Source organism: Falsiroseomonas sp. (assembly GCF_041690465.1).
In the GTDB taxonomy this organism is placed as follows: Bacteria; Pseudomonadota; Alphaproteobacteria; order Acetobacterales; family Acetobacteraceae; genus Falsiroseomonas.
On sequence record NZ_JAWLHG010000005.1, the window covers coordinates 83,275 to 109,044 of the forward strand.

1 protein-coding gene is annotated in these 25,770 nt (G+C 69.3%); it reads left to right on the forward strand.

From position 1 onward, the window contains the following. The first annotated feature begins 117 nt into the window (after positions 1–117). A complete protein-coding gene (locus ACESM1_RS07915) occupies positions 118–25,752 on the forward strand; it encodes a LamG-like jellyroll fold domain-containing protein (protein ID WP_372619162.1) in 25,635 nt (8,544 codons plus the stop codon). Positions 25,753–25,770 lie beyond the last annotated feature (18 nt).

Consider the following 25,770-nt stretch of genomic DNA (forward strand, 5'->3'; position numbering starts at 1 on the left):
AGGGCTGCTTTTTCCTCCCGGGCAGTTTCGTCTGGACCGGACAAGAAGTCTGCAACTGCTCGGAGTCGTTACTCCTGCAAGCGGCTCCGGACATGGCTTCGCATGAGGGGTTGCCGCATGGCAGGGGACGGCGTCGATCCGCGGCAAGGGCAGTCGGTTCTGTTGGAACGCAGGCGGCGGCGCTGGCGCCCGGGTGGCGGCGGCTCGCGCAAGCCCCGCCAGGCTGCCGCGGCGCCGCGGGCCGATCGAAGGCTGCTGCTGGAGACGCTCGAACCGCGGGTCCTGCTGTCGGCCGACCTGGACCTGCTCGGCAGCACGGCGCTCACCTCCTCCCTCGGCGCGCCGGCGACAGTGGTGGACCTCGGCGGCAGCAACGACGCGAGCGACTATGATGCGGTGGTCGCGCCCTCCGATGCGCTCGGCGGCGTCACGGCGCCGGTGATCGCCGGCAGCCTCGACGTGCCCGGCGAGGTGGACCGCTACGCCTTCACGCTGACCGAAGCGAAGCAGATCGTCTTCGACAGCCAGGTGAACCGCAGCGACCTGCGCTGGTCGCTTGCCGGCCCGCGCGGGGCGGAACTCGGCCTTGGCAGCGCGGAGTGGCGGCGCTTCGACCAGTCGGACGGCAACAACTTCACCAACAACATCGGTGGCTCGCCGACGCTGTCGCTGCTGCCGGGGGACTACATCCTCTCGGTCGCCGGCCTGGACGCCAGCGGATCCGGCTTCGTCGGAAACGATTCCACCGGCAGCTATGCCTTCCGGCTGCTCGACACCTCACAGAGCGAGCAGGTCGGCTATGGCGAGGCGGTCACCAGCACGCTCACCGAAGCCGACTTCACCGACAGCTACCGCTTCGACGCGCAGGCCGGCGATACGCTGCATTTCCAGCGCCTGCTCCTGAGCGGCGCGACCGCCGGCGGCGCACCAGCCTGGCGCCTGATCGGGCCCGGCAACGCAGTGGTGTTCAACAACACGAACTTCACCGACGTGGAAGCGATCACGATCGGCCTCAGCGGCACCTACACGCTGCTCGTCGAAGGGCAGGTGACGAATGGCGGGGCGGCCATCGACTATGGCTTCGCGGTGCACCTGCACTCGGCCGATACCGCCGCGCTGACGATCGGCGAGACGGTGATCGGCAACATCGAGGCGCCGGGCCGCGAGGATGTCTACACCTTGACGCTGGGCGCGCAGACGCGGCTCTACTTCGATTCGCTCTCCAACGACTCCGGCAAGCTCTGGACGCTGATTGGTCCACGCGGGACGGAGGTGAGCGCGCGGCGCTTCGACCAGTCCGACGGCAGCGGGAACGGCGGCGCGACCATCCTCGACCTGCCGGCCGGCGACTACACGCTGACGGTGGATGGCGCGGGCGCCAGCACCGGCCGCTACGGCTTCCGCCTGCTCGACATCGCGAGCGCGGCCGGTATCGCACCGGGCGCCGCGATCTCCGGCACGCTGCAGGATGCGGGCTTCGCGGCGGCAGCGATCCGCGTGCCATCCGACGCACCGATCACCTATCCGGACGGCGCGACGAACCGTGCGCTGCAGAGCATCGGCACGCAGACCTGGGCCAGCGTGCCCGACGATGCGAGCCTGAATCCCGCCGCCCTGACGCTGGAAGCCTGGGTGAAACGCGATGCCACCGCGCCGAACAATGCCGGCGTCGCGATGAAGAGCACGAGCAGCAGCTGGAACAACGGCTACGGTCTCTACTACTCCAACGACGGTCATATCAATTTCTTCGTCAACAACTGGAGCAGTGTGCGCGTTCGTGCCGTGCTGCCGGCAGACCAGTGGACGCATGTCGCCGGCACCTATGACGGCACGACGCTGCGGCTGTTCATCGACGGCAACCTGGCGCAGGAACTGGCTTACGCGGTGCCGATCAACCACAGCAGCGGCGAGTTGCGTGTCGGCGCCGGCAGCGGCGGCGACTATGCCTGGCGTGGCGCGATCGACGACCTGCGCCTGTGGAACGTGGCGCGCAGCGCGGCGGACATCCAGGCGACGATGGGCGCGCCGTTTGCCGGCAACGAGGCCGGGCTGGCCGCGTATTGGAAGCTGGACGAGGCGTCGGGCCCGACGGTGAGCGATTCCGGGCCGAGCGGCAATGACGGCACCATCCGCAGCCTTGGGCGCGAGACACATCTCTACGGCCTCGACCTCGCCAGCGGCGACCAGATCCTGCTCGATGCGACCTCCGGCGGCAGCGGAGTGCGCTGGCGGCTGCTGGATCCGTCCGGACGGGAGATGGTGGACCAGAGCTTCACCGATGCCACGCGTAGCATCGTCCTGGCGGGTACCTACACGCTGCTGATCGAGGGCGCCGTCGCGAACGATGCGCCGGCGTCGTACGGCTTCACCGTGGTCCACCAGGGCAACACGCCGATCCCCGCCTTCACCGGCGATCCGCTCACGCTCGGCACGCGGGTGGACGGTACGATCTCCGTCGCCGGCGAGGTGGACGGCCACCTGTTCACCACGGCAGGGCCGACGCGGCTCTACTTCGACAGCCTGCTCAACAACGGCAATTTCCGCGTCGCGCTGGAGGGCCCGCGCGGGAGCGAGTTCTCCGACCACCCGATGTCCTCCGGCGACCGCTTCATCGACCTGCCGGTGGCAGGCGAGTACCGGCTGACGATCCGTACCGTCAGCTCGGTGACCGGCGCCTACGCCTTCCGGCTGCTCGACCTGGCCGCCGCGACCGAGATCGCCTACGACACCGAGGTGATCCATGCGGCGACGCCGAACAACGGCGCCGCGACGTTCAAGTTCGAGGCAGCGGCGGGCGACCGCATCTTCTTCGATGCGACCCGGAACAATCTCTACTGGACCGATTGGACGCTGCTCGATCCCTGGGGCCGCGAGGTGCGGAGCGGCGATTTCCAGGACAATTTCAACGCCGCCGGCCCGATGACGCTGGCGCACACGGGCACCTACACGCTGGTCATGGCGGGCGAGGTGTGGGTGACCGGCACCGACACCGAATTCAGGTTCCAACTGCGGCAGGTGGCCGACAGCACGGCGACGCTGGCGCTCGGGGACGACATCGCGGGCACCATCGCGCTGCCTGGGCAGTCGGTGGTCTACAGCTTCACCCTTGCGGACGAGACGCGGCTCTACTTCGATTCACTGAACAATGACGGCTCGCTGCGCTGGACTCTGACGCGGCCCGACGCGACGCTGGTTGGCGGCCGTGCCTTCAGTTCCGCCGACCTGCCGTTCAACGCGGGGCCGGGCGACTACACCCTGCGCATCTACCGCGACGGCGATGGCGTCGGCGACTTCGCCTTCCGCCTGTCGGACCAGGCATCGGCGACGCCGATCACGCTCGGCGAGACGGTGAATGCCGTGAACACGCCGGCGCGTGGCGCCAGCCTGTTCAGCTTCGAGGCGGAGGCGGGCGACCGCATCTTCCTCAACATGCTGCGCAATGCAGTCTATTGGACGGACTGGCGGCTGCTCGACCCCTCCGGGCGGCAGATGCTGCAGCAGGATACCGGCGATGCCGGGCCGATCAGCCTGCCGGTCGCCGGCCGCTACACGCTGGTGCTGGACGGCGAGGTGTGGATCGGCGACGCAAGCCGTGCCTTCAGCTTCATCGTCAACAAGGTTGTGGATGCCGCTTCGCCGGTCGTCATCGGCGGGCCCGGCAACAGCGGGCCTCTTGATGCCGAAGGAAGGATCGGCCAGGCGCTGAGCTTCACCGGTGTCGAATACGCCACCGTGCCCAGCGGCGCCAGCACCGACCTGCACGACGACGTCACCATCGAGTTCTGGCTGCGCTACGACAGCACCACCACCACCTGGACGCCGGTGATCTACAAGGGCGCCGGCTCGCCGCAGGACGGCAACGGGCGCAGCTATTCCGTTTGGCTGCACAACAGCGGCTATCTCCTGCTCAGCACCGCGGACGCGCCCGGAGCGCAGAGTATCGGCACCGTCGCAGGATCGGTGCTGCCCGGCGAGTGGGTGCATGTCGCGGCGGTGCTCGACCGCACGGCCGGGCAGATGCGGATCCTTCTCAACGGGCAGGAGGCGGCCTCCGGCGCGCTGCGCAATGCGCAGGCGGTGACCACCACCAACCCGCTCTACATCGGCCGCAGCGCCGAGACCTGGGGCCAGGGCGCCTTCCAAGGCACGCTGGACGAGGTGCGGCTTTGGTCCGTGGCGCGCAGCGCGGCGGAGATCCAGGGCACGCTCGATCAGCCGCTGGTCGGCAACGAAACGGGCCTGGCACTCTATCTGCCGATGGCCGACGGGGCGGGCGCGCAGACCCTTGCCGATCTCGGGCCGGCCGGGACGGATGCGACCGTGTTCGACGTGCATGAGGGCGTCCCAGGCCTCATCACCGGCCGAATCCCGGCGCCGGGCGCGGTCAGCCGCTACAGCTTCACGCTGGCGCAGGACGCGCTGCTCTACTTCGACACCTTCACGGACAACAGCGATGTCACGGTGACGGTGACGGGGCCGGGCGGCCTCGGCTTCTCGCGCAACCTGCGCAACGGCGACAGCTTCGAGTTCGGTGCGGGGAACCCGCTCTTCGCGGCCATTGCGGGCGACTACACGATCACGGTGGATGCCAGCGGCGATGGCACGCCGCCCTTCGCCTTCCGTCTGCTGGATGCGCAGGCGGGGCAGCAGGTCGGCTTCGGCGATGTCGTCGCCGGCACGCTAGCGCCCGGCGATGCGACGCACATCTTCCGCGTCGAAGCGGATGCGGGCGACCGCGTGTTCCTTGACGTCCGCGGCTTCAGCAAGGGCAGCGACCGCGCGGCGTGGCGGCTCTTCGACCCGACCGGCCGGCAGATCCTGGCCGACACGAATTTCCAGGATATCGAGAACCTCACCCTGCCGCTGGCCGGCACCTACACGGTCCTGGTCGAGGGGCGGGTCTGGGACGAGGGCGCCGCCACCTACCAGCTCGTGCTGCAGCGGGTGCAGGACGACAGCGTCGCCGCGACCTTTGGCGCCAATCCGGCGCCGGGACCGCTCTGGGCAGAGGGCCGCTTCGGCGGCGGCGTGCAGCTTACCGGCGCCGATGCGATTACCGTGGCCGGCCCCGGCACTGACCAGACGGGCAACCTGACGATCGAGGCCTGGGTCCGGTTCGATACCTTCAACGACAGCTGGGCGCCGGTCTTCTACAAGGGCGACGGGCCGAGCGGCCATCGCAGCTACAGCCTGTGGGCGCGCAACGACGGCCTGCTCTATCTCGGCACGCGCGACGCATCGGGCGAGCAGGGCGTGCAGACCGCGACGGGCGTGGTGCAGGCCGGGCAATGGGCGCATGTGGCGGCGGTGATCGACCGCACCACCGGCACCATGCGCATCGTGGTGGATGGCGTGGAGCGCGCTTCCGGCGCGGTGCGGGCGGGCCCGGCAGTGGGCACGACGGAGCCGCTGCTGATCGGCCGCACCACCGAGACCTCCACCAGCTACGACCTGATGCAGGGGCGCGTGGACGAGGTGCGGCTGTGGTCCGTCGCGCGCAGCACCGCCGAGATCGCCGCCAGCAAGGACAGCGCCCTGCCGGATCCGCAGGCCGGGTTGGTGATGCGCCTCGGCCTCGAGGACGGCGGCGGCGAGGTCGCAACGGACAGTTCAGGCACGGGCAATCACGGCGCGCTCGACCGGCTCAACGCGGGCGGCTTCACCGGGCGCATCGACCATGCCGGGCAGCGCGACCGCTTCACCTTCACGCTCGGTACCGAGACGAAGGTGCTGCTCGACCTGCTCTCCCCCTACAGCAGCAGCGTGAACCTGACCCTGGCAGGGCCGCGCGGGACGGAGTTCTCCGGCTGGCGTTTCGACAATGCCGACAGCTCGCCGGCAGGCAGCGGCAACCGCCTGCTGACGTTGCCGGCAGGCAGCTACACCATCACGGTGGACGGTGCCGGCGATTGGACCGGCTGGTACAATTTCCGCCTGCTCGACCTCGCGGAGGCGACGCCGGTGACGCCCGGCACCAGCTTCTCCGGCGAATTGCTGCCGGGCAGCGCGACGCGGCTCTTCGCCTTCGATGCCACGGCGGGGCAGCGATTCTTCTTCGATGATCTGGGGTTCACCAACTCGACCTATCTGCGGCTCTACGATCCGCTGGGTCAGCAGCTCTTCGGCCCGGTCTATCTCGGCAACCTGCACGATCGTGGCGTGCAGACGCTGGGCGTGACCGGCACCTACATCATCGCGGTGGAAGGCCACCCGGGAGAAGGCGCGCGCCAATTCTTCAACCTGATCGTCGAGGAGGTGATCGACGAGACGGCGGCGCTGACGCTCGGGGACCTGGTAACCGGCGCCATCGACCAGCGCGGCCAGGTGGACCGCTACACCTTCACGGTGGCGAGCGAGACGCGCGTGCTGATGGACGTGCTGCAGGACAACAGCACGCTGCGCTGGTCGCTCTCCGCACCTGGTCATGCGCTAGTTTCGGGCCGTAGCTGGCAGGCCACGGATTCGGAGAACTTCGCCTCCTCGCCCGCGATCACGCTGCTGCCGGGCACCTATACGCTCAGCATCAACGCCACCACGGATGCCACGCCGGCCTATGGCTTCCGGCTGTTCGAGCTGGGCACCGGCACGCCGTTGACGCTCGACACCCTGACCACCGGCACGCTCTCGCCGGGCGCCGAGACGGCTGCCTATGTGTTCACAGGTGCCGCGCGCGACCGGCTGTGGTTCGACCGCGAAAGTCTTTCCTCAGGCAGCCCGAAGGTGCGGATCCTGGATCCGCTGGGGCGTCAGGTCTTCGGGCTGGCGGAGTTTGCCGACAGCGAGCTGTTCACCCTGCCCATGGATGGCACCTACACCCTGCTGGTGGAAGGGCGGCGCTACGAAACGCCGGCGGTGGACATCACCTACGGCTTCACCCTGCACAGCGAGGCACAGCCGGCCGCCGCCGGCGAGACGACGCAGGATTTCGAGGGCGGCGGCCTGCCCTATGCGCTGGCGAACTACCAGGGCCCGGCCGCGCAGGTGATCGCCGGCGGTCCGACCGGCAGCTTCCTGCGCCTCACCGCGGCCACGGCGTCGACCAACCGCAACACGGTCGGCTTCTCCTCAACCGCCGAGGGACCGTTCGACTCCGTCGAGGTCACCTTCGACGCGCGCATGACGCCGTCCGCTGCCGGCCGCCTGCAATCGGGGGATGGCATGGCGGTGGCGCTGCTCCCGGTGAACATCTACGGCACGGGCGGGCGAGCGCCGAACTTCGGCGAGGAACCCAACCTGGCCGGTGCGCTCGGCATCGGGTTCGACATCGTCAGCAATGGCGAGGTGAGCAACAACCATGTCTCGCTGCATTTCAACGGCAGCAAGCTGGGCGACTTCCCGATCGCCACTGCCTCGCTCGACCTCGGCGGGGGGCAGTTCTTCGGCGTGCGCGTGCTCGCCGAGCGCACGGCGGGCGGCGCTTTCGTCACAGTCACCCTGACCCCGCCCGGCGGCGGTGCCGCCATCACGCCGATCGACGCCGTCTTCGTGGGGGGGCTGGATCTCAGGACCAGCCGGGTCGCCTTCGGCGCGCGCAATGGCGGCTGGTCGGCCGACCACGACCTCGACAACGTGGCGGTGGCCACGGTTGCCGGCAACTCCTCGGCCGTGGATTTCAACATCGGCGAAGGCACCGGTAGCGCCGAGATCCTGGCAGCAAATGCATTGGCTTCGCTGCGTACCGGCGGCGTGTACCTGCATCGCTTCACGCTCAGCGACGACACGACCGTGCTGTTCGATGGGCAGACGACCGACAGCCAGACCCGCTGGACGCTGACCGGGCCGGACGGCGTGATCGTCAACCGGACCTTCTACCAATCGGATTCCTGGGACGGCTACGACCTGCTGCCGCTCAAGCTCAAGGCCGGCACCTACGAGGTGGCGGTGTCCGCCTTCCCGAGTGCCAGCAGCAGCTATCGGTTCCGCCTGCTCGACCTCGCCGGCGCCACGCCGATGACGCCGGGCACGGTGGTGAGCAGCGTCGCCGTCAATCCGGGCAACGAGAGCGATCTCTACAGCTTCACCGCCAGCGCCGGCGACCGGTTCTTCTTCGACCGGCTCAGCGGTGGGTCGGACGTGTATTGGCGCCTGTTCGGGCCCAACGGACAGCTGGTGACCTGGCGCAACCATGCGGCGGGCGATACCGGCCCGTTCGCCGTGCCGCTGGACGGCACCTATGTGCTGGCCATCGAGGGGCGCTACTACAACACGGCTGCCAACGGGTATTCCTTCAACCTTCAGCCGGTGACCGACGAGGCCGCGCCGCTTGCCTTCGGCGCCCGCATCGACAACGGCATCGCGCATCCGGGCCAGGTGGACCGCTACACCTTCACGCTCGATGCAGCGCGGCTGCTCTACCTCGATACCTTCACCAACCGCAGCGACATCCGCTACTATTTCGACGGCCCGAACGGCGCCCGTATCGGTTGGCAGTATTTCAACCAGAGTGACCTCTACCAGGACGGTGCGGCCTTCCTCGCGCAGCCGGGCGACTGGACGCTGGTGGTTTACGGTGACGGCGACACCATCGGCGACTACGGCTTCCGCCTGCTCGACCTGAGCGATCCGGCAACGGTAACGGACTTCACGCCGGGCACGCCCGTCTCCGGCACGCTCGATCCCTACAACGAGAGCGATGCCTACCGCTTCTCCGGCGCTGCCGGCCAGCGGCTGTTCTTCGACGTGCAGCAGCAGCCGAGCGCCTATTGGCGGCTGGTCGATCCCTGGGGCCGGCAGCTGTTCCGCGCCGACTTCGCGGACCGCAACTTCGTCACCCTGCCGGCGACCGGCGAGTACACGCTGCTCGTCGAGGGCTACCCGAACAACACCGGCAGCGCGGGCTACCGCTTCAACCTGCAGCCGGTGAGCGACAGCACGGCGCCGGTATCGCTCGGCGCCGAGACGACCGGCAACATCGAGCATGCCGGCCAGGTCGCGAACTTCACCTTCTCGCTGGCCGACACCACGCGGCTGTTCGTGGACACTTTGCTGAACGGCGTGGATTCCAGCTGGTCCTCCGGCCAGCTCCGCTGGTCGCTCACCGGGCCGAACGGGCTCGTCACGGAGCGTACCTGGGAGAATGGCAACGGCACGCCGTTTGGCGGCGGCAACCCGGTGCTCACGTTGCCGCCGGGCGACTACACGCTCGCGGTGCGCTCCACCGTGGACCGCACCGGCAGCTTCAGCTTCCGCCTGCTGGATGTGGCGACGGCGACGCCGCTGACCATCGGCTCGCCGATCAGCGGCACGCTGAGCCCCGGCAGCGAGGCGGAGCTCTACAGCTTCGCGGCAACAGCCGGCGAACGCTTCTTCTTCGATGCGCAGCAGTGGAGTTCCGGCAACACGAACTGGCGGCTGATCGGCCCCTATGGCGAGGTGCTCTTCGCCCAGGCCATCTCGAACGATCGCACCACGCTCACGCTCCGCGAGACCGGCGCATACCTGTTGATGGTGGACGGCCATCCGGCCGATGCCGGCGCCAACCAGACCTATCGCTTCGGCGTCTATCCCAATCCGGTGCAGGCGCCGGTCCGACTTTCCTATCTGGAAGGCGTCCCGGCGCCGGACCTGGTGGTGGAGAACCTGGCGGTGGCGCCGGTGGGCGGCACCGTGCAATCCGGCGGCTCGATCACCGTCACTTGGCGCGACGTGAATGCCGGCAACCTCGCGGCCGGGGCCGGCTGGTCGGATCGGGTGCTGGTGCGCCGCGTGGACACTGGCGAGATCCTCGCCGGCGTCGTAGTGCCCTACACGCCGGGCGTGGACGGCCTGGCGGCGGGCGCCTTCGTCGAGCGGCAGGCGGTGATCCAGCTGCCGGCGGGCAACCGCGGCGCCGGCGCGCTGACCGTGCAGGTGACAACCGACCTCACCAACGCGCTGGATGAGGAGAACCCCTCCGGCACGGGCGAGAGCAACAACGCCACGCAGGTCGCGCTGACCGCGGAGCTTGCGCCCTACGCCGATCTGACGGTTGCGGATATCGCCACCACGCCGGCCAGCGGCTGGGCACCGGGCGATGCGGTCACCGTCAGCTGGACCACGCGGAATGACGGCACCGCAGATGTCGAAACCGACCTCAGCGAACGCCTGGTGGTGCGCAACACCACCACCAACCAGCAGATCCTGCTGGCGACGTTGACGCTGCCCGCAAGCGCCGCCGCACCGCTCGCGGCCGGCGAGACGCGTGCGCGCAGCACGGTGGTCACCTGGCCTGCCGGCCTGTCCTCCACCGGCCGTTTCGAGTTCGCGGTCACCACCGACATCACCGATGTCGTGTTCGAGGCGAATGCGGGCGGCACCGGCGAGGCCAACAATGCCGGCAGCACGGCTGTGGTCTCCGCGCCGGATCTGCGCGTGGCCGGACTGGCCGTGACCAACCCGGCGCCGGAATCCGGCGACACGCTGACCATCACCTGGACCGACGAGAACGCCGGCAATGCCGCAACGCCGCAGGGCTGGGTGGACCGCGTGCGGGTGGTGAACACCACCACCGGCGCGGTGCTGCTGGATACCTCGGTCGCCTACGACCATGCGGCGCTCGGACCGCTCGCGGCGGGTGCGAGCGTGCCGCGCAGCCTCTCCTTCGCGCTGCCGCACGGGCTGGCGGGGGCGGGGACGCTGTCCATCACCGTCACGACCGACCGGGCGCCGAACGGCGCCACCCAGATCACAGAGGCGCTGCCGGTCGGCAATGCCGAAAGCAACAACGACGCAACGATACAGCAGGTGGTGGCGCTGCGCGCCTATGCCGACCTGCTGCCATCCGACCTCGTCGCACCGGCGACCGGCCGTGGGGAAGGCAGCATCAGCGTCGGCTGGACGGTGACCAACCAGGGCACCGGCGCGACCGATGCCACCAGCTGGACCGACATCGTCATCCTCAGCGATGACGAAGTGCTCGGCGATGCCGATGACGTTGTTGTCGGCACCCTGCAGCGAAACGGCGAACTCGCCGCAGGCGGCACCTATGATGCGACGCTCGACGTGTCGTTGCCGCCGCGCCTCGAAGGCACCTACTACCTCGCCGTGCGCACCGATTCCGGCAGCGCGGTGCTGGAACCCGACACGCGCGGCGACAATGCCACCGCCTTCCGTCCGATCGAGATCACCTCGCCCTATGCGGATCTCGCTGTGCTGGCGGTCGCCGCGCCACCCACGGCGTCGAGCGGGGACCAGATCACCGTCGGGTGGACGGTGCAGAACCAGGGTGACGGCGCCACCAGCTCCGGCACCTGGCGCGACCGCGTCTATCTCTCGGCGGACGACGCCTTCGACGCCGGCGACACGCTGCTCGGCGCCTTCATCCGCAGCGCCACGCCGCTGGCGGCGGGGGCCAGCTACGACGGCACGCTGACGGTGACGCTGCCATCCAGCGCTGCCGGGTTGCGCCACGTGATCGTGCGCACCGACGCATTGGCGGAAGTCTACGAGAAGGGGCTGACGGCGAACAACGTCGCCGCCACCGGCTCACCGATCACGTTGCAGAGCCCCGACCTGACCGTCACCGACATCGAGGTCCCGGCAGCGGCAGTGCCGGGCCAGCTTCGCACGGTGAGCTGGACTGTCACCAATGGCGGCTTCGGCGATGCCATCGGCAACTGGTCGGACCGCGTGTATCTGGTGCAGGACGGCCAGCCAGGCAGCCTTCTGCTCGCGACTGTCTCGCGCAGCGGCGGGCTGGCTGCCGGGCAGAGCTACACTGCCTCGGCGAATTTCCAGCTGCCCGCGGTGGCGGATGGAAACTGGCGGATCCGGATCGATACCGACCATGCCAGCCAGCTGTTCGAGGCCGGCGCGGACGGCAACAACAGCGCGACCTCGACGGATGAGATCGTCGTCACGCATCCGGACGTGGTCATCACCGCCCTGACGGTGCCGCCCACGGCCACCTCAGGCCAGACCGTCGGCATCTCCTGGACGATGGAGAACCAGGGCAGCGCGCCGATCCCGGGCGGCTGGACGGAGCGCGTATTCCTCTCGCCGACGCCGACGCTCGGGGCGGGTGCGCGCTTCCTCGGCGAGCGCGGCGGCACGCCGGGCATGGCGGCCGGCGCCACCGCGGTTCGGACGCTGGACGTGACGCTGCCGGTCGACATCTCCGGCGAGTGGTACCTGATCGTTTCCGGCGACCACTGGAACCAGGTGAACGAGGGGCTGGACGAGGGCAACAACCGCGCCGTCTCCGCCGCCGTGACGGTGACGCAGGCGCCGCTGCCCGACCTCGTCGTGCAGGACCTCGAGATGACAGGCGCGCCGCTGCAATCGGGCGCGCTGGCCACCATCAGCTGGACCACGCAGAACACCGGGCCCGGCGCTGCCGCCGCCTCCTTCCACGAGCGCGTGCGGGTGCAGAACCTGACCACCGGCGAATGGCTGCTGGACACCAACCTGTTCCGCGATGCGGCATCGGCCGGCGCAATCGGCTCCGGCGCAGGCGTGGCGCGCCAGTTCCAGTTCCGCCTGCCGGATGGCGAGCGCGGGGTGGGCGACCTGCAGGTCACGGTCGTCACCGACTTCTACAACGGCGCCTACGAGGGTGCCGCCGGCAGCGCGCCGGAGACGAACAACGGCGCGACGATCACGCGCGCCGTTGCGCTGGCGGACTATGCCGACCTGCAGGTGCAGAACCTGACGGTCGGCCCGGCATCGCCGCAATCGGGCGACTTGCTGACCATCGCGTGGGACAGCACGAATGCCGGCATCGCGCCGGCCGGGCCCTTCACCCAGCGGCTACAGGTCTTCAACCAGACCACCGGCGAGACACTGCACGACCGGTTCATCGCCTATCCGGGCTTCGGGGGCAGCGCTGCCGCACCGTTGCCGGCCGGTGAATCCATCCCGGCCCAGGCCAGCGTGCGCCTGCCGGACGGGCTGCGCGGCACCGGGCAGATCCTGGTGCGGGTGACCACCGACGCCTCGAACCAGGTCTTCGAGCGCGCCGGCAATGCCTCCGGCGAGGACAACAACGTCGCCGCCCTCACCTTCGACGCCACGCTCGGTGCCTACGCGGATCTCGTCATCAGCGACATCGTGGCAGCGGCCGGCGCGGCGGCGGGGCAGAGCGTACAGCTCACATGGACCGTGACGAACCAGGGTACCGGCACGGCCAGCGGCAGCTGGAGCGAGCAGATCCTGCTCTCGGCCGATGCCGTGCTCGGCGGCGACAACCTGCTGCGCACCGAATTCGTGCAGGACCAATCCATTGCGGCCGGCGCCTCCGTCACCCGCACGGCCACCGTGACGCTGCCGCTCTTCGCTGAGGGCATGCATTGGTTCGCCGTGCGGGCCGATGCGTCCAACGCCCTATTCGAGCTGAACGAGGCGAACAACCTGTCGCTGGACGATGCGGCCATCGACCTGGCCTCCAGCCTGTCGCTCTCGATCGCGCAATCCGCCGTGTCGGAAGCCGCGGGCGCGAATGCCACGACCGGCCGCGTGACCCGCAGCGGTGACACCAGCGCGGCGCTGGTCGTGCAACTCGCCAGCGACCAGCCGGAGCTGTTGCTGCCGGCCAGCGTCATCATCGCCGCCGGCGCTTCATCGGCGAGCTTCGCCATCGGCGTCACCGACAATGCCCTGGTGGATGGCGTCCGCACCGCCGGCCTGAGCGCCAGTGCAGCAGGCTACGGCGACGGCACGTCGGAGCTGCGCATCACCGACAACGACGCGGCGGCGCTGACCGTCTCGCTGCCCTCGCCAGCGGAAAGCGAAGGGGCCGGCATCGTCCTGGCCACCATCACCCGCAACACGCCGACCGATGCGCCGCTGACGGTGACCCTCGCCGTGGACAAGAGCTGGAAGGCGACGGTGCCGGCAACGGTGACCATCGCCGCCGGCGAGTCCAGCGTGCAGGTTCCGGTCACGCTGATCGACGACACGGTGATCGAAGGTGCGCGCGACGTGCGCATCACCGCGCAAGCCGCGAGCCACGCCACCGGCTCGGCGCTGGTGACCGTGCTGGACAACGACATTCCGGACATCGCCCTCTCGCTCAGCCAGTCCGCTGTCTCGGAGGGCGCGGGCGCGACGGCGACCTACCTGACGATCACGCGCAGCCTCGTCTCGGCCCAGCCGCTGGAGCTGATCCTGCGCGGCGATCCGACCCAGCTTCGCTTCCCCACGCGCGTATTCATCGAAAGCGGCCAGCAGACCGTCACGGTGCCGATCGCGATCGTGGACAATGCGCAGGTTGACGGCAACCGGCTGGCGCTGATGCGCGTGGACATCGCCGATGGCGTTCTCAAGGTGCCGGTGCCCGGTACCGCGCAGCAGATCGGCGTGCAGGTGCTGGACGATGACGGGCCGACGCTGTCCGTCTCGCTGGCGCAGAACGTGATCGGCGAGGTCGGCTCCACCACCGGAACCGTGCGCCGCAACACCGGCACCACCGGCGATTTGGTGGTGACGCTGACCAGCGACGACACCAGCGAAGCAACCGTCCCGGCAACGGTGACGATCCTGGACGGCCAGGACAGCGCCACCTTCACCGTGACCGGCGTGCTGGACGGCGTGAACGATGGCACGCACGCCGTGACCCTGCTGGCCAGCGCCGCCGGCTTCAATGCCGGCTCCGCCGGGCTGCAGGTGACCGATCGCGACCGGCCCGACCTGCAGGTGACGAGCATCGCCCTGCCCACCTCGGTCGCCACCGGCCAGGTGGTGAATGCGATGTTCACCGTGGCGAATCGCGGGCTCGGCGCGGCGAACGGCGCCTGGGTCGACCGCGTCTACGTCTCGGCCGACGTGACGCTCGGCGCCGATGACGTGATGGTGGCGGAACTGGCCGGCGAGGCGCTCGACGTGAACGAGGCCTATGAGCGAACGGTGCAGTTCATCGCCGGCAACCGCACCGGGCCGGTCTACATGATCGTGGTGTCGGACCCGAACGGCGCGCTGGAGGAGCTTTCGAACGGCAACAACCAGTCCCTCGGCTCGGTCGAACTGACGCCGGCCTACCGTGCGGTGGTCTCGACCGATGTGGACATGGCGGTGGCCGGCACGACCATTCCGCTGACCGGACGCGCGTTCGATCCGGCAACGGATGCGGGCGTGGCGCTGAAGCCGGTGACCATCCAGGTGACCTCGGCGAACGGCAACACGCGGACACTGACGACGGTTACCGACTTCGACGGCAACTTCGCCTTCGACTTCACGCCGCTGGCGCAGGAGACCGGCCGCTACACCGTCGCCGCCGACCATCCCGGCGTGACCCAGCGCAGCGCCCAGGACAGCTTCGTGCTGCTTGGCATGCGGGCGGTCGGCGCCCCGGGCAGCGTCGACCTGCTGCCGCAGGAGCCGCGCAGCTTCACCTTCGACCTGCGCAACCTGGCAGATGTGGCGTTGACCGGCCTCGATATCGCGGTGGAGGGCCTGCCGCCCTGGATGGACCTGGACATCACCGCGCCGGAGGGCATCGGGGCGGATGGCACGGCGACCGTCACCGTCGATCTCACGGCGACATTGGATCAGCAGACGGCCGGCCGCCTGGTCCTCGTGGTCACCACGGCAGAGGGCGCGACGTTGCGCGTGCCGCTCGGCGTCACCGTGACCCCGCTGACGCCGCGGCTGGTCGCGCAGCCCGGCTTCCTGCAGGCCGGCATGATGCGCGGCGAGCAGACGCTCATCTCCTTCGAGGTGACCAACAATGGCGGCACCGAAACCGGGCCGCTGACGCTCGCGCTGCCGAACGAGCCGTGGCTCTCGGCGCTGACGCCGACCAGCATCGCCTCGCTCGGCGTCGGCGAGAGCACCACGGTCACGTTGCGCCTGACGCCGCCGGACGACATCCCGCTGATCCTCTACACCGGCAGCGTGGTGCTGAACGGCGCGCGCACGTCGCTCTCCGTCGCCTACCAGTTCCGCGCGATCTCCGAAGCGGTCGGGGATGCGGTGATCAAGGTGGAGGACGAGTACACCTACTTCGCGGAGGGCAATCCTGGCCTCGCCGGCGCAAAGGTGACGCTCACCGACCCTTTCACGTACCAAGTGGTTGCGAGCGGCATCGCCGATGCGGACGGCTTCGTACGGTTCAGCAATCTGCAGGAAGGGCGTTACATGCTGTCCGTGAGCGCGGACAAGCATGACAGCCTGACCACGGCCTTCGACGTGAAGCCCGGCATCACCAACGAGACCACGGCCTTCCTGCACCGCCAGGTGGTTTCCTACAACTGGACCGTGGTGCCGATCGAGATCGAGGACCGCTACAAGATCGTGCTGGAGACGGTGTTCGAGACCGAGGTCCCGATGCCGGTCGTGACCGTGGACGAGCCGCGGCTCATGCCGCTGATCCTCCCCGGCGAGACGACACAGATGGAGATCACCCTCCGCAACCACGGCCTGATCCAGGCCGAGCAGGTGCAGGTACGGGTGCCGGACGATCCCGACCTCATCATCACTCCGCTGATCGACGTGATCGACGTGCTGCCGGCGAAGAGCTCGATCACCATTCCCGTCACCATCCGGCTGCGCGAGGGATCGCCGCTGGCGGCGCAGATGGCCGCGGCATCGGCCGGTGGCGTCATGCCGCTCGGCGACGGCATCGTGCCGGCTTCCGAGCTCGACATTCCGATCACGGCGCAGGGCTGGGGCAACACCATCGCCAAATGCCTCGGCATCGAGACGATCTACACCTACGAATGCCAGAACGGCCAATGGGTGTCGGTGCCGACCAAGCTCGATGCCATCTTCTGCGCCGAGGACATCCTCGGCGCGGCCGGCAGCGGCAAGGACCTCTACCTCGATTTCATCAAGAACCCGAAGAACGCCAACCCCTCCGGCCTGATCTGCGACGTGATCGGCGCCATCCTGCAATGCGCCGGCGCCGATGACTGTACGCAGGCGATCGTCTCGACCATCTGCGGCGTCGGACTTGGTGCGCTCACCGGCGGGCCCGCGGGCGCTGCGGCGGGGCTTGGCGGCGCGCTGGACGACATTCTGGCCTGCCTCTGCAGCCTGGACTGGGGCGGCACCGGGACGGGTGGCGGGCCGGGCGGCGGAGGGGGCGGCGGCGGCGGCGGCTGGTACGGCTACGGCGGTGGTCCGGGCGTGCCCTATTCGACGCCGGTCACGTGGAGTTCCGCGCCGATCAGTTGCGGCCCTTCCAGCTCCGACGCGACCGTGCTCGACGGCGACGGGACGGAACTTTCCCCGCTTGCCGCGGGCGTGTGCGCGCAGGTTCGATTGAAGCTCGAGCAGGAGGCGGTGATCACACGCACTGCCTTCCTCGGCACCCTGGAGCTCGACAACGGCACGGCGGGCACACTCGAAGATGTGCAGCTGATCCTGGACATCCGGGACGAGAACGGTAACGTCGCCAACGACAAGTTCTTCATTTCCGGCCCGGATGTGACAGGCTTCGCCGGCGGGCCCGACCTCTGGTCCTTGGGGCCGCAGAGCTCCGGCGCACTGAAGTTCACGTTCCTGCCGACCGTGGACGCCGCGGCGGATTCGCCGACGCGCTACTCGATCGGCGGGCGACTGGTGTACAAGGACGGCGGCAATGCCGTGGACGTGCCGCTGCTGTCCGCCAAGATCACCGTCTATCCGGAAGCGAAGCTGCAGCTCGACTATTTCTGGCAGCGCGATGTGATCGGCGACGATCCCTTCACCGACGAGATCGAGGAATCGGAGGCCTTCGCGCTTGGCCTGCAGGTGGTGAATGTCGGCAAGGGCGACGCCAACCGCATGACCATCACCTCCGCACAGCCGGAGATCATCGAGAACGAGAAGGGCCTGCTGATCGACTTCGAGATCATCAGTTCCCAGGTTGGCGCCGCGGGGGCGCAGCCTTCGCTGACCGTGGATCTCGGCCGCATCGCAGCCGGGGAGACGGTGACCGCGCAGTGGAACATGATCTCGTCCCTGCAGGGCAAGTTCATCGAGTACAACGCCACCTTCGAGCACCTGGACAGCTTCGGCGGACTGCGCACCTCGCTGATCGACAGCGTCAACATCCACGAGCTGATCCGCCAGGTGGAGGTGGACCACCCGACGAGCGACGACATCCCGGACTACCTGGTCAACGACCTGGCAGATGCCGACCACTTGCCCGATACGCTCTACTTCTCCACTGGCGGCAAGGCGCCGGTGACGGTTGCCGAGAACGTGCAGATCGCCGGCGGGGGGCTGACGCGCACGTTGACCGCGGATGTTCAGGCGGGCTGGACCTATCTCAAGGCCATGGATCCGGCGCCCGGCTTCAAGCTGACGCGGATCGAGCGCTCCGACGGCACGGACGTGCCGCTCGAGGGCATGTCGTGGCGGACCAACCGCACCTTCCGCCCGGGTGAGCCCGGCGCGACGCTTGAAAACCTGCTGCACATCCTCGACCGCGACAGCACCGGCGAGTACACGCTGCACTATGCGGTGGATGACCGCGTGGCACCCTCCGTGACGGCGGTGGAGCAGCCGGCAGCGGTGGCGACCACGGCCGTCGATCAGCTCGACGTGACCTTCAGCGAGACGATGGATCTCGCCACTTTCACGATCGATGACCTGCTGCTGACCCGGAATGGCGTGGCGCTGGATCTTTCGGCGGCGACCATCACCCAGGTTTCGACCAGCCTCTATCGGATCGCGAACCTGGCCGGTCTGACCGGCGTGGACGGCAACTACGAGCTGACGGTCGACAGCCGGGGCATGGCGGATCTCGGCGGCAATGCCGGTACCAACGCCCGCAGTGTCGCCTGGGCGATGTCCGCCGTCTCCGTCGTGGTGGCGAGCGTCGAGACGGTCGAGCCCGACCCGCGCAACATCGCCGTCGGTTCGCTGGAGGTGGAGTTCTCGCGCGCGATCGATCCGGCGACGTTCACCGCGGCGGATCTAAGCTTGACGCGCGACGGCGTGGGCGTTCCGCTCGACGGGCGCGTGGTGGTGACGCAGCTGAGCGACACGCGCTTCCGCGTGGACGGGCTCGGCACGCTCACCGGCGAGGCGGGCGCCTATGCGCTGACCGTCTTCGGTGCCGGCGTGGCGGATGCGGGCGGCGCAGCGGGCACCGGGCAGCTCAGCGAGCACTGGACCACCGATACCACTGCGCCGTCGGTCTTGGATGTCGAGGACGTCGCGACCAATCCGCGCAACACCGTGCTGCTCTCGCTGGACGTCACCTTCTCCGAGGCGATCGATCCCACGAGCTTCACGGCGGCAGACATCACGCTGACCCGCGATGGTGGTGCGAACCTGGTCATTCCCGGCGACATCGTGTTGACGCAGCTGAGCGATACGGAATGGCGCATCGCCGGCTTCAACTGGGTGTCGGGGCTTGCCGGCGACTACGTACTGACGGTGGATGCCGCGGGCGTGCTCGATCTCGCGGGCAACGCCGGCACCGGCGTAGCCAGCTCCAGCTGGACCATGGATATCGGTGCGCCGCCGGAGGCGGGCAACCTGCGCGTCACGCCCGATACCGGCGTTGCGGATGACGACCGGCTGATCAACACGCAGTCCTTCTCGATCCTTGGCGACCTCGGCGAGACGGACCTCACCGTGCGGCTCTACGACCTCACGACCAGCACCGATCTCGGCGTTGCGGTGGTGAACGGGCTCGCCTTCGAGGGCGCGGTCGTGCTGTCCAGCCCGGGCAAGCACGATATCCGCGTGCGCACGGTGGACGATGCGGGCAACACGACCGATGTGGTGCTCTCCGTGTTCGTGGATGTCTCCGCGCCGGCGGTGACTGGCCTGCAAGGCGTTTCGCCCAATCCGCGGACGAGTTCCGTCTCCACGCTCGACGTGACGCTGTCGGAGCAGGTGGATCTGGCCGGCTTCGACTGGCAGGACGTGGCGCTGACGCGCAATGGCGGCGCGGTGGATATCTCGGGTGCCGTCACGGTGGCGCTGGTGAGCGGCAGCACCTACCGCCTCTCCGGCCTTGATGCCGTCACGGCACTGGCGGGCGACTACGAGCTGACGGTCGCCGGAGTCGGCCTGACGGATCGCGCCGGAAATGCGGGCACGGGCAGCCAGGCGGTCACCTGGACGCGGGCGGAAAACCTGCCGACCGGCGTTCGCGGCCGGATCTTCGAGGATTTCGACGCCAACGGCGTGTTCGGTACCGCCGCCTTCGGGACGGTTGATGCGGGCCTCTCCGGCTGGACGGTGTTCGTCGACGGCGATGGCGATGGCGAGCTCGATGCTGGCGAGGTCTCGACCATCACCGGCGCCGATGGGCGCTACGAGATCAGCGGCCTTGCCGCCGGTGAGTACAGCCTGGTGGCGGAGCTGCGCGACGGTTGGATCTCGACCGGGCCGCTGTCGAACCGGATCGACGTGACGGTGACCGCCGAGCAGATCCTCGGCGGTGCGGATTTCGCGCGCTTCAAGCTGGGCGGTATCTCCGGCGTGAAGTTCCATGACCTCGACGCGGACGGCGTGCGCGACGGCGGTGAGGACGGGCTCGCGGGTGTGACGCTGTTCGTGGACCGCGACGGCGATAACCTGCTGGATGATGGCGAGGTCAGCACCGTCACCGCAGCGGATGGCAGCTTCAGCTTCGAGGGGCTTTCCTACGGCACCGTGCGGATCGGGGAGGTGGCGCAGCAGGGCTGGGCGCGCACCACGCCGCCGGCCTCGATGCGGGTGATCAGCGGATTCGCCGAGCCCGACGTGATGATCGGCAATGTCGAGACCGTCTCGATCTCGGGCATGAAGTTCGAGGACGTGAATGGCAACGGGCTTCGCGACGAGGGCGAGGGCGGCGTCGAGGGCTGGACCATCTTCATCGACGCCAATGGCGACGGCGCCCTCGGTGAGACCGAGACACGGGTGCTGACCGGTGCGGACGGCACCTACCGCTTCGAGGGCCTGCTGCCCGGGACCTACATCATCGCGGAGGTGCAGCGAGCCGGCTGGGTGCAGACCACGCCGACCGCCTCGGCCGCCGGCAGCGGTATCCAGGTGAGCCTCGCCGGCTCCGACGTCGAGCTGACGATGGAAGGCTGCAGCTGCGGCGGCAGCTGGGTGCTTCCGGACGGCACGGACGTGGTGGACCTTGGCGCGATGTCCACGCGCGCCTCGCGCGACCTGACGGGGCTGACCTCGGCGCTGCAGGACGGGCGCTTCACCGGGCTGACGGGAAGCGGTGTGCGGACGGTGCTCATCGACACCGGCATCGACCTCGACCACAGCTTCTGGGGGCCGGATTCCGACGGCGACGGCGTGGCCGATCGCATCGTCTATCAGTGGGACTTCGCCGACAACGACGCCGATGCCTCCGACATCGCGAAGGGGCATGGCTCGCATGTGGCTAGCCTGATCGCGAGCGACGATGCACGCTATGGCGGCGTGGCGCCTGGCACCGACCTGATCGTGCTGAAGGTATTCAGCGACAGCGGCCGCGGCACCTTCGCCAATGTCGAGAAGGCGCTGCAATGGGTGATCGCCAACGCCGAGGCCTTCGACATCGGCGTGATCAACATGTCGCTCGGCGACAACGGCAACTGGAGCACGACCACCCCGCGTTACGGGCTGGGTGATGAGTTCGCCACACTGGCGGGGATGGATATCATCACGGTCGGCGCGGCGGGCAACTACTACAACCAGTTCAACGCGATGGGCGTCGCCTACCCGGCCGCGGACCCGGCCGTGCTGGCCGTGGGCGCTGTCTGGGCGGGCGATTTCGGCGGCCCCTGGACGGTGGCCACCGGTGCGACCGACTACACCACGGACGCCGACCGTATCGCCGCCTTCTCGCAGCGTGACGACGAGCTGCTGGACATCATGGCACCGGGCGCGCGCTTCAACGGGGCGAGCGCGACCGGCGGCGTGCAGACGATGCAGGGCACCAGCCAGGCAGCGGGCTTCGTCTCCGGTGCCGCCGCGCTGTCGCAGCAGCTTGCTATGGAGGTGCTGGGCCGCAAGCTCACCACCGCCGAGTTCGCCGAGCTGCTCAAGCGTACGGGCGACCTGGTGCTGGACGGCGACGACGAGAACGACAACGTCCGGAACACCTCCGCGAGCTTCCCGCGCATCCAGTTCACGCGGCTGTTCGAGGAGATCCTCACCTACACCTCGGCGCCGCCGACCGGTGGCGGCGGGGGCAGCGGCGGAGGTACCGGCGCCGGCACGGCCCGGCCGCAGGAGACGGCAGCGCCGGGCGTGCACACCGTGACGCTGGTCGCCGGCGAGAGCCGCAGCTCGGTGGAGTTCGGCAACTTCAGGCTGGCGACCGCGACTGGCGTGGTGTTCCTTGATGCCGATGGCAACGGCTCGCAGGGCACTGGCGAGGACGGCATCGCCGGCCGCAAGGTGTTCGTGGACAGCAACGGCAACCAGTCGCACGACGACGGCGAGGTGTTCGCGCTGACCGGTATGGCTGGCGCGTTCGACCTCGGGCTGCTCGGCCCGGGGACGGTATCCCTGGTGCAGGAACTGCCGGCCGAGTGGTCCGCCACCACGCCGCAGCCGCTTCCCGTCGCGCCCACCAGCGGTGCGGCGCTCACCCTGCTGTTCGGCGCCAAGCCGACCAACCAGGCACCGGTCGCGGTGGGCGATGCGGCGACGCTCAACGCCTCCGCGGGCGGGCTCGTGGACGTGCTGGCGAATGACAGCGATTCGGATGGCGACACGCCGGCGATCGTCTCCGTACCCGCGACGACGGCGCTGGGTGCAGCGCTGTCGGTCCAGGGCGGCCAGGTGGCGGTTGACCCCTCGGCGGTCGCCGCGCTGCTGGCGCTGCGACCGGGTGAGACGCTGGCGGACAGCTTCACCTATGTGGTCGGCGACGGGCTGGGCGGCGAGGCGACGGGCACGGTCACGCTCACCTTCGCGGGCGCCAATGACGCGCCGGTTGCCGCCGATGACGCGGCGGCGACCGAAGAGGCGAGCAGCGTCCTGATCGACGTGCTGGGCAACGACGGAGACGCGGATGCCGGCGCAGCGCTCACGCTGAGCTGGCTGCCGGCGCGCTCGACCCTCGGTGCACGCCTTGAGCTCGGCGCGGATGGCCGCGTGACCTATGATCCGGCCGGTGCGCTACGGTCGCTTGCGCCGGGGCAGAGCATCCTGGACACCTTCGGCTACATCGTGAAGGACGAGCTCGGCGCCACCGCGCAGGCCACCGTGACGGTGACCGTCTCCGGCCTCAACGACGCGCCGGATGCGCTCGACGACAACGCGGTGACGCATGAGGACGCCGGGATCGCGATCCGCGTCCTTGCCAACGACGTGGAGGTCGATGCCGGCCAGCTTCTCTCGCTGCTGAGCCTGCCCGCGGCCAGCGCGCGCGGCGCGGCGCTGAGTGTGCTGGGTGACGGCCGCGTCGCCTACGATCCGCGCGGCTCGGCGGAGCTGCAGGCGCTGCTGTTCGGCGAGGCGCTGGTGGACAGCTTCACCTACCGCATCTCGGACGCTGCCGGCGGCGAGGACGAGGCGACAGTCACCGTCATGGTGACCGGCCGCCCGGACCCGGAAGTACAGCACGCTGCCGTGACCGACGAAGACACCTCGCTGCTGGTGCAGATCCCGGACGTGGTGGTGACCGCGGTCGGCTCCGTCAGCCAGCAGACCGTGCCGGTGGCACTGTCCGCCGGCAAGATCCTCTACGATCCCACCGCCCACCCACGGACCCAGGGCCTTTCCTCCGGCTCAAGCCTGACGGACGTGGTGACATTCACCGGCACCACCACGCTCGGCGAGACGGTGCGGGGCACGCTGACCATCCTGGTGGGAGGCGTGAACGACAGTCCGCGCGTGCCGCGGATCGCGCTCGAGGTTGCAGCCGACACGACGCTGCAGATCGACGTGCTGGCCGCGGCGAACGATCGCGACCGCGACGATGTGCTGACGATCGCCAACATGCCTGCGAGCAGCCGCTTCGGGGCAGCCCTGTCGCTGGTCGGCGGCCAGGTGCTCTACGATCCGAGCGGCTCGGCGCTGCTGCAGGGGCTGCGCATCGGCGAATACGCCTCCGACAGCTTCGAATGCGAGGTCGAGGACGGCGAGGGCGGCAGCGCGACCGCGCGGGTGACGATCACCGTCGCCGGCCGCAGCACGGCGCCGCCCGAGAGTCCCTTCGCATCGCGGGCAACCGATGAGGACAGCACGATCCGGTTTGCGCTGGATGCCGGCTGGACCATGCTCGACGTGGAGGCACGCACGCCGATGGGCGCGGCGGTGGCCATCATCGGCGGACAGGTGCGATATGCACCGCAGGTGGCGCCTGCGTTGCGGGCGCTGGCGCAGGGTCAGTCGGCGCAGGACAGCATCGGACTGACCGCGCTGGATCCGCTCGGCGTCACGCGCCAGGTGCGCATCGCGGTCGAGGTTGCGGGCGTCAACGATGCGCCGGCCGCACAGGACGATGGCTTCTTCGCCCTCGATCGCGGCACCACGCAGCTCAACGTCCAGCGCAACGACGCCGATTTCGATGCCGGCGCGGTGCTGCTGGTGCAGGTGCCGTCGGTCAGCGCCGGCGGTGCGGCCCTGTCGGTGGTTGACGGCAAGGTCGCCTATGACCCCACTTCGGTCGTGGCCTTCCGGGCGTTGAATGTTGGCCAGTCGGCGACCGACAGCTTCACCTACACGCTGCTTGACGAGCACGGTGCAAGCTCCACCGCGCAGGCCACGGTCACGCTGATCGGCCGCAACGACGCGCCGGACGCAGCGCCTGACACCGGCGCGACGGACGAGGATACCGCCACGGTGGTAAACCCGCTCGCCAACGACAGCGACGTGGACAGCCCTGCCATCGCGGTCACCGGCGTGGTGGCGCGGAGCGCCTTCGGGGCGCGGCTCACGCTGCTTGCGGATGGCTCGGTGCGCTACGACCCGACCGGTTCGGCGGCGCTGCAGGCCCTCGCCGCCGGCCAGGTGATCGAGGACCGCTTCGACTACTTCGTCAGCGACAATGCCGGCGCCCGCTCGCGCGGAACGGTGACCATGACCGTGACCGGCCGCAACGACGGGCCCGTCGCACGCGACGATGTCGCGACCGCGGACGAGGACAGGGCGTTGCGCATCAGCGTACTGGCCAACGACAACGACCGGGATGCCGGCGCGGTGCTGTCGGTTGCGACGGGCGCGACCAGTGCGCTCGGCGCGGCGCTCAGCGTCGATGTGCAGGGCCGCGTGGTCTACAACCCGCGCGGCGCGGCGGCGCTGCAGGCGCTCGCCCTCGGGCAGGTGGCGACCGACAGCTTCAGCTACACCGTCTCCGACGGTGCCGGCGGCAGCACCACGGCAACCGTCAGCATCACCGTTGTCGGACGCAACGATGCACCGGTAGCATCGCTGGACCGGGCGACCACCGGTTCGTTGACGCCGATCGACATCGCGGTGCTCGACAACGACAACGATCCCGACGACGGGGCCATGCTGACGGTGTTGGAGGTGCAGGGGCTGAGCCGCTTCGGTGTCGCGGTCTCGATCAACCCTGACGGAACGCTTCACTACGACCCGGGCTCCTCCGCCACGCTGGCCGCGCTGCCGGAGGGTGCGGTGCGCAACGACCGCTTCACCTACACCATCACGGACCAGTTCGGCGTCCGCTCCACCGCCGCGGTCGTCGTCACGGTGACGGGCCAACCCGCCGTGCAGGCCAGCAGCCTGGCGACGGCGAGTTCCGGCTTCCGGCGGACCGCGCCCGTGCTGCCCGAGGAGGATGGGATCGTCATCGATCTTGCCGCCGAATTCGCGGGGTTCGAGGCGGCGGCAGCGACGGCGGGCATGTCATCCTGGCAGGTCGGGTTTGTCGCGGAGGGGGCGGAAGCCGAGGATCCGAACAAGGATCTCGCCGTCTCCATCGAGCACGTCGCGTAGGGACGGGAAGGCAGGACG